16 protein-coding genes are annotated in these 14,200 nt (G+C 34.9%); 10 read left to right on the forward strand and 6 right to left on the reverse strand.

Annotation, left to right across the window (positions count from 1 at the left end; all coding sequences use genetic code 11):
- Nucleotides 1-451: 451 nt before the first annotated feature.
- From R2Q77_RS00005 to R2Q77_RS00015, 3 genes are read right to left on the reverse strand one after another with little or no spacing between them, the layout of a single operon-like run.
- The gene (locus tag R2Q77_RS00005) at nt 452-811 is read right to left on the reverse strand and encodes a CoA-binding protein (RefSeq protein ID WP_316801651.1); all 360 of its coding nucleotides are present in this window, start codon (nt 809-811) and stop codon (nt 452-454) included.
- A gap of 1 nt (nt 812) precedes the next feature.
- Nucleotides 813-1,280: a hypothetical protein gene (locus tag R2Q77_RS00010; RefSeq protein ID WP_316801652.1), complete on the reverse strand. Its 468-nt coding sequence runs from the start codon at nt 1,278-1,280 to the stop codon at nt 813-815.
- A gap of 34 nt (nt 1,281-1,314) precedes the next feature.
- Nucleotides 1,315-2,856 (reverse strand): NAD(P)/FAD-dependent oxidoreductase, encoded by a 1,542-nt coding sequence (locus R2Q77_RS00015; protein ID WP_316801653.1) that lies wholly within the window; start codon nt 2,854-2,856, stop codon nt 1,315-1,317.
- 394 nt (nt 2,857-3,250) lie between these two features.
- On the opposite strand from R2Q77_RS00015, the gene R2Q77_RS00020 reads away from it, so the two are divergent.
- The 5 genes from R2Q77_RS00020 to R2Q77_RS00040 all read left to right on the forward strand — a co-directional run bounded on the left by R2Q77_RS00020 (nt 3,251) and on the right by R2Q77_RS00040 (nt 7,769).
- Nucleotides 3,251-4,981 carry a hypothetical protein gene (locus R2Q77_RS00020; RefSeq protein WP_316801654.1) on the forward strand — a complete coding sequence of 577 codons (1,731 nt, stop codon included), beginning with the start codon at nt 3,251-3,253 and terminating at the stop codon, nt 4,979-4,981.
- Nucleotides 4,974-5,411, forward strand: coding sequence for a hypothetical protein (locus R2Q77_RS00025; protein WP_316801655.1), 438 nt, complete (start codon nt 4,974-4,976; stop codon nt 5,409-5,411). Before R2Q77_RS00020 ends, R2Q77_RS00025 begins: the two co-directional genes overlap by 8 nt.
- Before the next feature lie 532 nt (nt 5,412-5,943).
- Nucleotides 5,944-6,378, forward strand: a complete 435-nt coding sequence (locus R2Q77_RS00030; protein ID WP_316801656.1) for a hypothetical protein — start codon at nt 5,944-5,946, stop codon at nt 6,376-6,378.
- Between the two features lie 32 nt (nt 6,379-6,410).
- Nucleotides 6,411-7,181, forward strand: coding sequence for a DUF2711 family protein (locus R2Q77_RS00035; protein WP_316801657.1), 771 nt, complete (start codon nt 6,411-6,413; stop codon nt 7,179-7,181).
- A 42-nt stretch (nt 7,182-7,223) separates the two neighbouring features.
- The gene (locus R2Q77_RS00040) at nt 7,224-7,769 is read left to right on the forward strand and encodes a hypothetical protein (protein ID WP_316801658.1); all 546 of its coding nucleotides are present in this window, start codon (nt 7,224-7,226) and stop codon (nt 7,767-7,769) included.
- A 250-nt stretch (nt 7,770-8,019) separates the two neighbouring features.
- Here R2Q77_RS00040 and R2Q77_RS00045 read toward each other — a convergent pair whose 3' ends face one another.
- On the reverse strand, nt 8,020-8,166 hold the full coding sequence (locus R2Q77_RS00045) for a hypothetical protein (RefSeq protein WP_316801659.1): 147 nt from the start codon (nt 8,164-8,166) through the stop codon (nt 8,020-8,022).
- 111 nt (nt 8,167-8,277) lie between these two features.
- Here R2Q77_RS00045 and R2Q77_RS00050 point away from each other — a divergent pair, with 111 nt between their 5' ends.
- The 5 genes from R2Q77_RS00050 (at nt 8,278) to R2Q77_RS00070 (ending at nt 11,175) form a co-directional block, all read left to right on the forward strand.
- Entirely contained in the window at nt 8,278-8,859 is a 582-nt protein-coding gene (locus R2Q77_RS00050; protein WP_316801660.1) for a LemA family protein, read from the forward strand.
- Nucleotides 8,860-8,939: 80 nt separating this feature from the next.
- On the forward strand, nt 8,940-9,383 hold the full coding sequence (locus R2Q77_RS00055; RefSeq protein ID WP_316801661.1) for a TPM domain-containing protein: 444 nt from the start codon (nt 8,940-8,942) through the stop codon (nt 9,381-9,383).
- Nucleotides 9,384-9,386: 3 nt separating this feature from the next.
- Entirely contained in the window at nt 9,387-10,160 is a 774-nt protein-coding gene (locus R2Q77_RS00060; protein ID WP_316801662.1) for a TPM domain-containing protein, read from the forward strand.
- Nucleotides 10,161-10,208: 48 nt separating this feature from the next.
- On the forward strand, nt 10,209-10,613 hold the full coding sequence (locus R2Q77_RS00065) for a hypothetical protein (protein WP_316801663.1): 405 nt from the start codon (nt 10,209-10,211) through the stop codon (nt 10,611-10,613).
- A 13-nt stretch (nt 10,614-10,626) separates the two neighbouring features.
- A complete protein-coding gene (locus tag R2Q77_RS00070; RefSeq protein ID WP_316801664.1) occupies nt 10,627-11,175 on the forward strand; it encodes an NUDIX hydrolase in 549 nt (182 codons plus the stop codon).
- Here the strand turns inward: R2Q77_RS00070 and R2Q77_RS00075 are convergent.
- The gene (locus tag R2Q77_RS00075) at nt 11,170-12,240 is read right to left on the reverse strand and encodes a S41 family peptidase (RefSeq protein WP_316801665.1); all 1,071 of its coding nucleotides are present in this window, start codon (nt 12,238-12,240) and stop codon (nt 11,170-11,172) included. The two genes, R2Q77_RS00070 and R2Q77_RS00075, sit on opposite strands and share 6 nt — an antisense overlap.
- Nucleotides 12,241-12,273: 33 nt before the next feature.
- Nucleotides 12,274-14,040, reverse strand: a complete 1,767-nt coding sequence (locus R2Q77_RS00080) for a S41 family peptidase (RefSeq protein ID WP_316801666.1) — start codon at nt 14,038-14,040, stop codon at nt 12,274-12,276.
- Nucleotides 14,041-14,200: the final 160 nt, after the last annotated feature.

The following is a 14,200-nucleotide window of genomic DNA, read 5'->3' on the forward strand; positions in this document are numbered from 1 at the left end:
AACCGGGCTGCAAAGGTAGTAATCTTATTGACAATCGCAATGTTTATTTTAAAATAAATTATTGCCTCCTTTTCAATTACCATCTCCCTTTTCCCTTCCTCCGAAGCGGGTTGCAAAAGTAGAAAAATTATCCGCTAATCCAAAGCCAACACCACCTTTATTCCCTCAATATCCCCTAACTCCATGAATCTCAATCATAAAAAATAATACACAAAACCAAAATTAATAGAAAGTTGGTGTTTCAATGTTATTTTCATCTGAAATGAATTGAAAGCGGATTAAATAAAGCTAAATAAAACCCTCACATCAGCTTTTTGAGTATTTAGCCCTATTCTATAAACCTGACTTAATGAAAAATCCGCGTCCCGATGAATCGGCAGCGGATTAAAAATAACGTGGTCCGATTGTTAATCGTATCACAGCAACAATACTTTATTAATTATTTAATCCTTTAATACTGCCCTGTACTTAGCAAAACAAGTGTACAAGCTTCTACTGGTTCTATGTTATGCTGATTTAAAAGCTTTTCTAATTCATAATTTTCTGTCCCCGGATTAAAAATTACTCGTTTTGGTTTGGTTTCCAAAATATAATCGTGGTACTGCGCTTGTAAAGCAGGTCCTATATATAAGGTTATAGTATCTATATCCGGATGAATTTCTTCAGGTTTTTCTATTTCCACGCCGGCAACCTCTCCTTTTTTAATTCCTACGTTTACAAAATCGTGGTTAAAACGCTTTAACATGTGTGCCGCTTTGTAAGCATAACGGGTTGGATCTGGCGATGCGCCTATAATTAATGTCTTTTTCATCTTAAAATTTTGAGAGAAGTGCAATTTGTCCGGCATGGTAAGCATGATGCTGCACCAATCCATTTAATAACTCTACCTTATCTATTCCTTTACCTAATGCAGGGTTACTTTCCGATTTTACCCACTCGTGCCAATCCTGGCCATTAATGGCATCACATATACGAATGAGCTCCTCGTTGGCTACCTTAAAATCGAAAACAATTTTCTCCCAGCCTTGCGCAGTTTTATTGTCGGTTACGGGCCAATCTCCCAAAGCAGGCTCTGAAGCCATTTTATCCAGTAATCTGGCCGATACTTCTTCTGTCCAACTGGTTAAGTGTAAAGTAATTTCTGCAATGGAATGTCCATCTGTAATATAATATTCAAATGCATTCTCAGGTTTAACCTGATTTAATATTTGCATAATATGGTTTCCATGCCACGCATCACCATTAAATGCCTTTCTTAACTCAGCCGTAATATTAAACATAGTGAAACAACAACCGGGTGATTATAAAGTTTGTTTATGATGCCGATAAAATAGCATTGGCACAGTTAATTCCATCAATAGCGGCCGAAACAATACCTCCGGCATAACCAGCACCTTCAGCACATGGATATAAACCTGAAACCTGCGGATGCTGGAAGCTTTCCTTATCTCTTGGGATACGAACAGGCGATGAGGTACGGCTTTCTACGCCAACTAAAATGGCTTCATTGGTGTAATAACCTTTGATTTTATTCCCAAATAAAGGAAGTGCTACTTTTAAACTGTCGGATACAAAGGCTGGCAGGATATTATCGAGCATTACACTTTTTGTTCCCGGGAGGTAAGAATTTTTTGGTAAATCTATAGAAAGTTTATTGTTTACAAAATCCATCATCCTTTGTGCCGGTGCAACTAAATTGCCTCCACCTGCCTCGAAAGCTAATTTTTCGATTTCTGACTGGAAGTTTAACATCCGCAGTGGATCGTATCCCTGTACATCATTTAAGGTTACTTGTACAACCGTACCCGAATTTGCATATGGATTATTCCTTTTTGATGGCGACCATCCGTTCACTACGATTTCATTTTCTCCTGTTGCGCATGGCGCGATAATTCCACCCGGGCACATACAAAAAGAAAATACACCGCGAGCCCCCACCTGCTCTACCAAACTGTAATAGGCTGGGGGTAAAAATTCCGAACGAATATCGCAATGGTATTGTGCCGAATCTATAATGTCCTGGGGATGCTCTATACGAACGCCCAATGCAAAGGGTTTTGCTTCTATCAGGATATTTTTACGGTTTAACAATTCGTATACATCCCTGGCCGAATGTCCGGTAGCCAAAATAATATGCTCGGCAAGTAGTTTATCTTCAAAGTTTATTTCGATGCCTTTAACTTTTCCAAATTCCACCAATATGTCTGTCATCTGGCTATCAAACATGACCTCCCCGCCTGCATTTAATATGGTATCTTTTATAGAGGTAATAATATGCGGCAATTTGTTTGTACCAATATGTGGACGGGCATCGATCAAAATATCCTGTTCAGCGCCGTGGCTTACAAAAACCTGCAATACTTTATTTATATCTCCCCTTTTGTTGGATCGCGTATATAGCTTACCATCTGAATAGGTACCTGCCCCTCCTTCGCCATAACAATAATTAGATTCGGTATTCACTAAACCTTGTTTATTAATGGCTGCCAAATCTCTTCTGCGTTGCTTTACGTCCTTACCTCGTTCGATAATGATGGGTTTTAAACCATTTTCTATACACTGTAGTGCGGCAAATAACCCAGCCGGACCAGCCCCCACAATAATTACGGGTTTGGCACTACTGACATTTTGATAGTTCACGACAGCAATTTCTGCAATTCTTTCTTCGTCGATATAAGCCCTTACCTGTAAACGGTAAATCACTTTTCTTGATCGGGCATCAATAGACCTTTTTAGTATTTCGTAGCTTTTAATGCGGTTTAAAGGCAGTTTTAAAGATTCAGCAAGTTTCTGATTGATGGCTTCTGCCTGCTCAACCTGGTGCGGGAGCAATGTTATTTCGATTTCTTTCTGCATATCATATGTCAGGTATTTATCCCGAAGTGTAACAAAGGTACATCAAAATTCTGAATACACTAACTACTAACCTCTTATAAAAATTAATCACCTATTAATCAATTAAAAAAGTATCAAATGTTTATTAGAGTCAAATCATATCTAATGCTTATAGTTAAAACGTTGATTGCCTTCTTGACAATAGAGATGTATTTAAGGGTTTTTAAATAATTTATTTAGAATAAGAATAAAGGAAATTTTAACATTTAGCAACTACAAAACTAATTCGATATAAGCAAAGAAAAGAAAGACCATTATACGCAATATAAACATACATAAAATTGTTTTATTTAGATTATAGAAGTATCTTCGTTTAATCATCATCTCTCAAAATTTACTTTAAACTAATTAACTGATGAACAAATTAACGCTCTACAAAGGCAAGGCTATCGCTTGCCTTGCTCTCCTATGCCTATTTTTGGTGCAATCCTGTCGCAAGGATAGTCTTATGCCTAATTCAAATGATCTTCAAAAAGGTATTTCTATTGCTGAGGCAAAGCAATATTTTGAAAAAAATCTCCTCACCACACAACCCGAAAGGTTAATGTCAATATCAGGTTCGAGCAAAGATATTAGTGTTGAAAGTGTCCTTGCAGGCAAAGAGCCTTTGTGGGCGAGTGCCTATGAAAAGGTACTCACTACTGGTATGAGCGTAAAGGTGCCAATCAATTTTGGAAATGCTTATGCTATAATCAACCCAAAGACAAAAGCAGCTGTTCCTTTGAGCAGTCTGAATTACCTTTTCATTTACAAAGATAGCCTACAGACCATTCATGCTGAATGGGTAATTTTAGACCCGGATTCAGCCTGGTTATATGGAAATCGTAGTCAGTATTTAGGCCGAATTTACGTTAAGGATTGGAACGGTAAAACAATTAAGAACCTACAATATGACCAAAAGGGTATAGTTAGCCCTATCTCTTATTTAAACAAAAACAAACTAAATTCAGTAAGCAAATTGCAAACCACAAATGGCGAGGATGAAAACGGATTGATTGGTCCTCAACGTTATTGCATAAGAGTCTCAACCGGACGATGCCCTAAAATGCCTCCGAGATGTGACCAAACCCATTGTGATATGTGTACTGAGCTTTGTGCAAAAGAATTTTGCAATTGGATACCGGCTTGTAGTGGCCCAGAATGTCAGTTGCCCGGTGGTAACCCTGGTAGCCCAGGAAATCCTGGTGGAGGAGGACCAACTACGCCTGGTGGCGGAGGGGGAGCATATCCACCTGATGATTGTCATGGTGGAACCAGATTTCCACCAAAAAGCGAAGGAAATCAAGATCTCAATAGTATACCTCTTCCTCCATGCATACCTAACCCCAAACTTTTAGATGCCATCTTTATAAATTTAAGTATAGAAGAATCCAACTTTTTATCCAATTACCCAGAGATTGAAAATGCCCTTCGTGAATACTATATCAACGCAACAAATAAGGCAGAGGCTGAAGAGTTCTATAAATGGTCAGTAGGATATTTGATAAAAAACCCAGATGTTCCGCTTGCTGAATTAATAGAGCTGAATAATATTCCTAACAATAGCATTAATTTACCAAATTTAATAGATACAACGGGATTATCTCCTTATCCATCATTTAAAAAAATAGTGACAAATTTACCCGCTTTTTTAAATGAAAACCCGGAAGTAATGAATTCATTAAGCAGATACACAGGATTTTCAAAAGTTAAAATCATGGAGTTAATGAAACCAAATAAAGGTCCAGAAATAGCATTAGTTAGTAATCTAGTAGATGAATATAACCGCCCTTGTTTTGCTCGATACGATCCAAGTACAAAAATATTCCTTATAAAAAAAGAATTAGTAATAGGATTAGATAAAGTACAATCGCCAAATCGATATGCAGCAATTGGAATGCTGTTAACGATTGTAACACTTCACGAATTTGTTCATTATGGTAGAGATATAAATAAATTAACAAGAAGGATTTATATTAATGGCAACTGGCATGAATCCGGAACTATTTTTGAATTGAGTATTTCACCTCCTTATTTTTATGATATTATCAATAGAAATACCGCAATTCAATGGGTTAAATTTTTTAATTTTAATATAAATGACTAAACAAACAATACTCATTGTTATAATACTTATTTTTTCGTGCAAATTTGAAAAAAAAGATACTATAACATTATCAGATTCAATATCAATTTTTAATTCGTGCCTGGACAGTAAGTCCTTTCTGAAGGGGAACATACAGTATTCGGATACATTGTATATAATTAAAAACAAAAATTATCATAAAAATTACCCTACAAAATCTTCATATTTTAAACTGTACTATATAGAAAACGTAGAGAAAAATAAAACATTCAACCTACCAAACAGGTATGTGGATAAACGGGAAAGATATGAAATAACAGATTTTTCAAAGAAAAAAGATACAATATATATAAGCTTTTATAACCATGGGCTAAGGGAAGGATTTAACTTTAGCTTTCTTAAGAAGAAGGGTAGTTGGACCCTTGTAAGGGAGAGAAATTTATTGAATTAGCCTATTTGGAGGTAGTCTTTAAAGAAAAGTACACCTTATATAAATCAGCTGCAAATTTATTCTATGTAAATGGAATACCACGTTATTGACAAGTACATATGGGGGAGGAGATTATTGGGAAGGATCATTAACCTCATATAAAGAAGCATTTTCAAATCCAATGTATTATTAATGTTTGGGACATGTTTTTGTTGTAACAGCAACTAATCTAAAAAATATTCCAAATTCTAATGAACCGATAAAGTTAAAAGTAAAAAATGTTAGATTAAGTAACAAAAGTATACCCAATTTTGAAGTAAGTAATATGAGCATGGAGCAATTTAAACAAGCTATAGGTAGTAAATTTAAAATGCTTGGCAACCATTACCCTCAAATCCATCAATACTAATGGTGGAGAATAATATTGTAAAGTATGTCGCCAGAACCTCCGCAAGTAATGGTATTTACGATTTGACCATTGAAAGTTGGAGATATATGCCAAAAGAAGGGGTGAAAGTATTAGTTAGTAAGTTTAGATTCTTAAATTAGTAACATGAAAATACACATTGAAGATCTTGAAATAGATTTAAAAGAAAGATTTCAAAAAGAAATAAATTATTGGTATTTCGAAATCATTGATATCTTTTATAGTGGTTTTGATAGCGTTTCTATAGCGATTGGACATTACTCTGATCAAAAATTTAATTATAAATTTGATTTTAGTGGCGTTTATTCATATCGGATTATTCAGGAAAGTTATTACAATAGTGCTTTTTCTGATGAAAATTATCATGGATCTTCTTTTTTACAAATTGCTGATACCACCAGATATAAGAATGATATACTTATAAATACACTATTAGGAGAAATAATGTCTTCTAGTCAGGATATACACAAAATAAAGACATATCGCTTAATTTGTCATAATAGCTTTATTGATGTGCTTACAAGCAAAGAACCAATAATAGAGGTTGTAGAAACGGAATAGTTAAAGGAAAACTTAGATTTTACAATTAAAACATGTTGCCATTATTTTTATTATTGAGTATTACGCTAATTTATACCATATTCAATAAGGTTATTCATTATGTTAAATCTAAAAGATCAAAAAGAAAATATATAATTAATAGAATCATTACACCAGGGTACGAGGACAATAATATAATAGACTATTGGAAAAATACGTATTCAGCAGTTTTTATAGCATTTAAGCCATTTTATAAGTTAATCAAACGTAAAGATTATACAATGCCTTACGGACAATATGAAACCTTAAATGTAAAAATTAAAAAAAAATACAGACCTGTAAAATGGAAAATAATTAAAAAATTTAAGGATTTTAAAAGTTATGAAGACATTCAAAAAAGTCTGACCTATGGGAATTTAAACAAAAATAATGAAGAAAAACTTAATGACTTATTTGAAAATTATAATGTGATACCACCTTATGAAGATTTTTTTTACCCTTTTCAGGTCAAAAAGCTTTTAGAAGTAATGTTGTATTTAGGATACGACCAGGTAAGATTCAACTTTGTGATTCCTGAACTTTTTCCTTCTGAATCATTTTTTTTAGATAGGACTAATATTGAAAATATAGACGCTATTATAAAAGGAGGTTATTCAAATATGTATACAGAGGATAATAAAATTTTAATTGCAAATCTACCAAATCAACACGTAACATTGATATGTTCTGACAGAGAAACTGTCAAACTATTTGTTCAAAAAATGGACTTAGAGGGATTTTATGCGAGTGGGAAAACCAATTTTCACTGGCATGAACAAACCTAATTTATATTACTGTCAATTTATAATATTATAGGAATAATAAGTATGAAATTGACAATGTTAGCAGGTGTTATATATTGCCTTGCATTTTTTCAACAAGATGAGCCACTTAGTAAAGTTGCTAATATAGAACTTCCTCAACGGTCAGAGCGAATAAGCAAAAACAATATAGGCATCAATACAAAAAGAAAATTTAAATCCACTTATGCAATATCACAATTTGATCAAATTTACAAGGTAGATGAGATTTTATTTGCTTTTAAGGATTATAAGACTCAAAAGGATGATTTTAGAGGGTTAGAGGATAGAAAGAACGATTGGCTCGGCGCTATGTATGAAAATAATCCAAACGCAAATAAGAATGTTGAGCGAGCAGAAATTATTAAAGTAAACAAAACAAAATTTCTCATAATGATATCCTTACACGATGGCGATTATTATTGTTCCTTCATTTCAGATAAAAAAGGAAGTGGAGGAATTTCAGGTAGTATGCAATATAAAGCGGTGGATAAAGATAAAGCCGAGAAACTGTTAAATGTCATCTTGAACCACATTAGCTTCAAAGCTCCTTCACTTTCTAATGATAATTAAGCAAATATAGAAGAGTTAGAATCACAAGGCCATATGAAGCTGTTCCTATGGTCTTGTTCCTTATCTTTTACATTCGTTTGCTTTGCTGGTACATTAGCGTGAGCACAAATGTGTACTATTTTAAAATTCTTAATCAATAAGCTTACAGGAAATAAGTACTACTGACATTTTGATAGTTTACGACAGCAATTTCTGCAATTCTTTCTTCATCGATATAAGCCCTTACCTGTAAACGGTAAATCACTTTTCTCTATCGTGCATCAATAGATCCTTTTAGTATTTCATAGGCCTTAATACGGTTTAAAGGCAGTTTTAAAGATTCAGCAAGTTTCTGATTGATGGCTTCTGCTTGCTCAACCTGGTGCGGGAGCAAAGTAATTTCGATTTCTTTCTGCACATCAAATGTCAGGTATTTATCCCGAAGTGTAACAAAGGTACAGATTTTGTAATCTAATTTGTAAATTGACCATAAATTCAATTTGAAATAAATAAAACAAATATCATAAAGATGAAAAAATTAGTTTTCGGAATTTTAGCTGCCGTGATTGCAGTTACTACACTAAGTTCATGCGGGTATAACAGCATGGTTAAACTTGATGAAAATGTAAAATCTAAATGGGGAACAGTACAAACCCAATACCAAAGAAGAGCAGATTTAATTCCAAACTTGGTAAGCACAGTAAAAGGTGCTGCTAAATTTGAACAGGGAACTTTAACTGCTGTTGTTGAAGCCCGTGCTAAAGCCACTCAAATGACGGTTAAAGCAGATGAATTAACACCAGAAAACATTCAAAAATACCAGGCCGCACAAGGTCAGTTAAGCCAGGCATTGGGTAAATTATTATCCATTACCGAAAATTACCCTGAATTAAAGGCAACACAACAATTCAGTGATCTTTCGGCACAATTAGAAAGCACTGAAAACAGAATTACAGTTGCCCGTAAAGATTTTAATGATGCTGTACAGGAATACAATAGCAAAATCAGGTCTTTCCCAACCAATTTAACTGCCGGTATGTTCGGGTTTAAAGCTAAAGGTTACTTTGAGGCTGATGCAACTGCTAAAGATGCGCCTAAAGTAGAATTTTAATTTTAAGCGATAAAAATTAAGGGTAATGCATGTTTTATTAAATGTGTATTACCCTTTTTACTTCATTATAAAAGAAAAATATGTCTCTATTTTCAGGTATTGAACAAGATAAAATAGCGAAAGCCATTGCTGATGCTGAACAGGCAACATCTGGCGAAATCCGCATTGCCATAGATAAACATTGTGAGGGTGACGCTTATGAAAGGGCAATTGATTATTTCGCTAAGCTGAATATGGATAAAACAGCACAAAGAAATGGTGTTTTAATTTACCTGGCACATGCCGATCATAAATTTGCCATTATTGGAGATACGGGTATAAACCGTGTTGTGCCTGATAATTTTTGGGAAACAACCAAAGTTGCTATGAATGCACATTTTGCCAATGGTAACCTGGCAGATGGTATTGTGGCAGGCGTTGCCCTTACAGGCGAAAAGTTAGCGCTGTTTTTTCCTTATCAAACGGGGGATATAAATGAGCTGCCAAATGATATTGTATATATGGATAAACTGGATAATAACTAAACAATGAAAAAATTACTTCTTTTATCGCTGTTTAGTTTAATCTTCTGCTTTGCTTTTGCCCAGGATTTCCCCGAGAAGCCATCTACTTTGGTTAATGATTATGCCAATGTGCTTTCTTCCGAACAAAAACAGCAGTTAGAACAAAAACTGGTTGCTTTTGATGATTCTTCTTCAACTCAAATTGCCATTGCTATTATGAAATCCGTTGGAGATTATGATATTAATGAATATGCGGTTGAGCTTGGACGTAAATGGGGTGTTGGCCATAGTGGAAAAAACAATGGTATTATGATCGTTGTTGCGGTTGGCGACCGTAAAATATCCATTCAAACCGGATATGGTGTTGAAGGTGCCCTACCAGATGTTTATGCAAAACGTATTATTGATAATGACATTAAACCCAATTTTAAAGCCGGAAATTATTATGCCGGCCTGGAGGCAGGTACAACTTCTATTATAAAGTATACCAAAGGTGAGTATAAAAATGATAATCCGAAGGTTTCATCCAGCAATGGTGGGCCCGGAAGTATTATTGTGGTTATTATTATCGTTATTGTAATTATCATCCTGATGAGAAAAGGTGGTGGCGGAAATGGCGAAGTGATTGGAAGTCGCGGCGCATCCAACGCATTATTCTGGGCCATGCTTTTTGGAAGTGGTGGTCGTGGAGGCGGTGGTAGCGGCTGGGGCGGAGGTGGCTCATCTGGTGGTGGTGGTGGATTTGGTGGTTTTGGCGGCGGAAGTTTTGGTGGCGGTGGCTCCAGTGGTAGCTGGTAACCCGTTAAACCTGCAAAACCCGTCCATTCATTAAAACAATAATAGTTTATGTATAAAAGAGATTTAGTTACCGCTGAAATTCAAAAACTTGCTCAAGCTTTAGCCAGAATCATTGGCCTGAAACTTGAAGGTAAAAGAGAAGAATCCGATTTTTTATTTGAAAGTACCTTGGACGAAGAGTTTGGACTTTCTTATACAACGTTATTGGAAATGAACGATGTTGAATTTCAGGAATTTTTAAAGGGAAAGGAATTCTCGGCTGAAAAATTAGAACTATTAAGCAAACTCTTTTATACGCAAATTGATCATTTTGAGCAGACAAATGCAACGCAAACGCTTGCTCAAAAATTATTGGTCCTTTATCAGTTTATTGAAAAAGAATACCACATCCAGTCTTTTGAAGGTTTGTCGAGACAAAAGCAACTCAAATTTTTTTTAGAAAAACACAGTTAAACAGTAATAGTACATGATTATTGAAAAATGGCGTAAAATCGCTTCAAAATATTTAGTTAGAGAAAAGTGGGCAACCTTAAGGGTTGATACCTGCGAATTGCAGGGTGGTAAAGTAAAAGATGATTATTATGTTTTAGAATATCCAAATTGGGTAAATGCTGTAGCCTTAACCGAGGCCGGTAAAATTATTTTGGTAAGACAATACCGACATGCAGCAGATATTATTTCACTGGAAATTCCGGGCGGAGTAATTGATGGGGATGAAACCCCTGAATTTGCCGTTAAACGGGAGTTGCAGGAAGAAACCGGTTACACTTTTAAAACGTGTAAACAGGTGGCCGAACTTTATCCAAACCCGGCAACATCAACCAATAAAACTTTTACATATGTCTTAACCGGTGGGGTAAAAACTCATGCACAACACCTGGATGAACATGAAATTTTAAATGTAGAAGAATATACGGTTGAAGAAGTAAAGCAATTATTAAAGGATAATAAAATTGCCCAGGCTTTACATGTTGCTGGTTTACACTATGGATTAGCAGAATTAGAGCAATTATAATTTTGGCCATGCAAAATATAGCCCCTTAAACTTAGGTTTTTTGGGGCTACTTTTTTGATTTATGACTTCAAAGGCTTTCTCTACATAAAGTTGATTATTCTCTTCTACATCATTGGTCAGGTGTTCAATTTTAACATCCGGTTGCAACCCTTCTCCAATGATTGAATATTCTTTTCGATTACGGTCAATCAAATTTCCTTCTGTAAGAACAAGAAAGGCACCATCAGGCAATTGGTGTTCCTGATTAGAGGAAGTTAACCCGTTTGTTGCTGTTCCTACAAAGGTTACATTTTTTTGTCCAACAAATAAAGCCGCAGCAAACTCTCCGCTACTGGCCGTTTTCCTGTTAACTAAAACCACAACGGGTTTATTCTTCATTTTCACTTCCTGGTTAACAAACTTAAATGTATGTGTAATTTCCCCATCTTCATATAAACTATTATTCTTGTAATCTATAAAATGGTTTTTACCTGCCCCGTCCTTCCAGCCAATAACCTGGGTTTGATCAACAAAGGAAGCCAGCGCAGCATACATGGGTGCCAACATTCCACCATCATTATCCCTCAAATCGATAATCCAGCCCGTTGGCTGTTGTTTTTCCAGTTGTTTTACCTCCGCCCGAAAGGCATCAGCAAACTCATTCCATTCATCAAAATTATAGCTGTAAAATTGTGGCAGAGAAATAAAAGCATATTTACCTTTTAAAAGCTTCGATTTTATTTCAGGGAATTTCTGCCCTGTTGCTCTATAGCCCATAACATAATCTTTAACCGCTTCAGGAGGGAAAAATTTAGAATGATGATCGCCAAGTTTCCCAAGCGATTGTAAAATGATTGGATATAATTCTTTGACGGTTTTTGCCTGGCCCGCAGCTAAATAAGCTTCACGGTAAATCTGATCCCAGTTTATTTTATAACTGTTTACCGATCTTTTTTTCATTAAGTCTAAAGCGGTCTGCAAATAATTCCTTAAGCTATCTTCGTTGTTTTTTAAATTAAAACCAGCCCTGGAAGTTGCAAAAAGGCTCATAAAAGTTAAAAACAGCAATACAAATCTTCTTTTCATGGGTTCACTTTTTTAGGTTTAAATTTTAAAAAACTATTGTTCAACTTGCTGTATAGCGTAATTCAGTAAAGTATCTTTTCCTTCCAAAATAGCTGACGGGCTTGGGTGGATAATCTTATTTATCCTTACGCCCTTTCCTTGCGCAGATGTTCCATCCGGGTAATAAATGGCATTGCCCGTGAAGTGGACCTCGTAATTACCGGGAATATTAATGTATTTTTCATCACCATCGCCACCTGATGTTTGTTCGCCTATTGTTTTGGCATTTGGAAACATCGACTGCAAATCCATCGTTTCCCATTCTGATAAACTCCGCGTTTCAGCATTCACAATAATCATTACCTTTCCTTTATATTTAAATTGTTCGGGTACAACAGTTGCATTGTGATAAGTAGAAGCCGTATCAAGCCAGTTGAAAGTCCCTATATTGTTTAAGTTTGCTTTAAAATATTTAGCAAAGCGCTGATCATGGCTTCCAAATTTTTTATATAAAAAAGTATAAATAAAGCCTGACCATTGTGGATAACCACGCATATCGAAAATTATACCTTTTTGTTTAGATGCCAGATTTAAAATGGAATCTAAATGCTGATCTAATTTATCTTCCGAAACTTGCTGAACCAATTGAATAATACGGTCAATGTTAAAATAAGCGATATTATTTTTCAGCAACATAAAGCCTTTTAACGAATCGGCCTTGATGTATTTATTTTGAAAATAAGTATTTATCTTCTGGGTATTTACCTGGTCATTTAAATGGATAAAACTGACGAAAGCAGACTTTTCCTTTCCATTACTTTGTAATTTCATGCGAAAATCTGAACCATCAGCACTCCAGATTAGGTTAGTGCCATACTCACTAATTTTTGAAATCAATTTATTCCGGTTAGATGCTGTCAATAATTTGCTAAGGGTATCAATACGTGTAGAAACCGATTGTTCATTAATCTCTGTTATCCAGTCTCCAATATTAATTCCAGCTTGAGTGCAGACTTCTGGCACAATAATCCCCGTCACTAAAATACGTCTGTCAATAATTTTATAGTCAAACGGTGGGTAAAATGTATTTTTGAAAATCTCTTTTTTAAATTTTAAGCTCGAATAAAATCTATTGTATGCATGAGAATCGTTAAGATTTGCAACGATTTTTAAAATTAATACTTCGTAATCTTTCCTCGAACTGCAATTCTTAAACAAGGAAATATTTCTTTTGATTACCGTATCCCAATCTTCAGTCATCAATGTTTTATGTGGATAGAGGTAATCAATAGTCCCGTTTAATTTTGCCAATGCCAAAAGTCGTATACCCACAGGGAGATTTTCTGATGCCGCAAATTCATATTTCTTTTCATTAGGAATTTCTGAACCATAATTAAGTGGGGGTGCGTAATAATTACTTTTAACATCCCGGCTGTTGTAAACGTTTAATAAGTATTTTTTCAGGTCATCATTTACCTCCTTATTTTCGATGTACCACTTGTGCACAGGGTTAATTTTTAGGATGTTTTTAAGGGTAGCCTGCTGCAGTTCAGCTTTAATGTTTAATGGACCAAGTTGCTGAATTGTGCGAAGCAGCATATCATTCATTTCAGATTGTGTTTTTATCTTTTCAACTAAGTGCTGTTTTGTTAAAAAAAATGAATCTGCATTCACCCTACCTGAAGTAAATTCTGGGTGGTAATACTTTAGGAAATTCCATGTTTTAATAAAAATAAAGTATTTATCTGTTTCAGTAATGTTTTGAGCATTCATAGTTAAAAAGCTTAAACATAATACGAATGTGTACAGAATCTTTTTCATAAGCATTTTGGATTGATTACTCCAAAGGTGCATCCCAAAAACAACCGGTAACCGATGAAATTGATCAAAGCGCGCTTTCTATTGATGAAAGGCTTTAAATGCATAAAAACATTTAAAACTTAAATATGTACCGTTGATGTATAAATTTTGGGCGTTGGTA

It is taken from the genome of Pedobacter nototheniae (assembly GCF_032678625.1).
Lineage (GTDB): Bacteria > Bacteroidota > Bacteroidia > Sphingobacteriales > Sphingobacteriaceae > Pedobacter > Pedobacter nototheniae_A.

Excerpts from the sequence above, each read along its gene's own strand:
- R2Q77_RS00005 (WP_316801651.1), bottom strand. The coding sequence starts at position 811 with ATGAAAAAGACATTAATTATAGGCGCATCGCCAGATCCAACCCGTTAT.
- R2Q77_RS00010 (WP_316801652.1), bottom strand. The coding sequence starts at position 1,280 with ATGTTTAATATTACGGCTGAGTTAAGAAAGGCATTTAATGGTGATGCG.
- R2Q77_RS00015 (WP_316801653.1), bottom strand. The coding sequence starts at position 2,856 with ATGCAGAAAGAAATCGAAATAACATTGCTCCCGCACCAGGTTGAGCAG.
- R2Q77_RS00020 (WP_316801654.1), top strand. The coding sequence starts at position 3,251 with ATGAACAAATTAACGCTCTACAAAGGCAAGGCTATCGCTTGCCTTGCT.
- R2Q77_RS00025 (WP_316801655.1), top strand. The coding sequence starts at position 4,974 with ATGACTAAACAAACAATACTCATTGTTATAATACTTATTTTTTCGTGC.
- R2Q77_RS00030 (WP_316801656.1), top strand. The coding sequence starts at position 5,944 with ATGAAAATACACATTGAAGATCTTGAAATAGATTTAAAAGAAAGATTT.
- R2Q77_RS00035 (WP_316801657.1), top strand. The coding sequence starts at position 6,411 with ATGTTGCCATTATTTTTATTATTGAGTATTACGCTAATTTATACCATA.
- R2Q77_RS00040 (WP_316801658.1), top strand. The coding sequence starts at position 7,224 with ATGAAATTGACAATGTTAGCAGGTGTTATATATTGCCTTGCATTTTTT.
- R2Q77_RS00050 (WP_316801660.1), top strand. The coding sequence starts at position 8,278 with ATGAAAAAATTAGTTTTCGGAATTTTAGCTGCCGTGATTGCAGTTACT.
- R2Q77_RS00055 (WP_316801661.1), top strand. The coding sequence starts at position 8,940 with ATGTCTCTATTTTCAGGTATTGAACAAGATAAAATAGCGAAAGCCATT.
- R2Q77_RS00060 (WP_316801662.1), top strand. The coding sequence starts at position 9,387 with ATGAAAAAATTACTTCTTTTATCGCTGTTTAGTTTAATCTTCTGCTTT.
- R2Q77_RS00065 (WP_316801663.1), top strand. The coding sequence starts at position 10,209 with ATGTATAAAAGAGATTTAGTTACCGCTGAAATTCAAAAACTTGCTCAA.
- R2Q77_RS00070 (WP_316801664.1), top strand. The coding sequence starts at position 10,627 with ATGATTATTGAAAAATGGCGTAAAATCGCTTCAAAATATTTAGTTAGA.
- R2Q77_RS00075 (WP_316801665.1), bottom strand. The coding sequence starts at position 12,240 with ATGAAAAGAAGATTTGTATTGCTGTTTTTAACTTTTATGAGCCTTTTT.
- R2Q77_RS00080 (WP_316801666.1), bottom strand. The coding sequence starts at position 14,040 with ATGAAAAAGATTCTGTACACATTCGTATTATGTTTAAGCTTTTTAACT.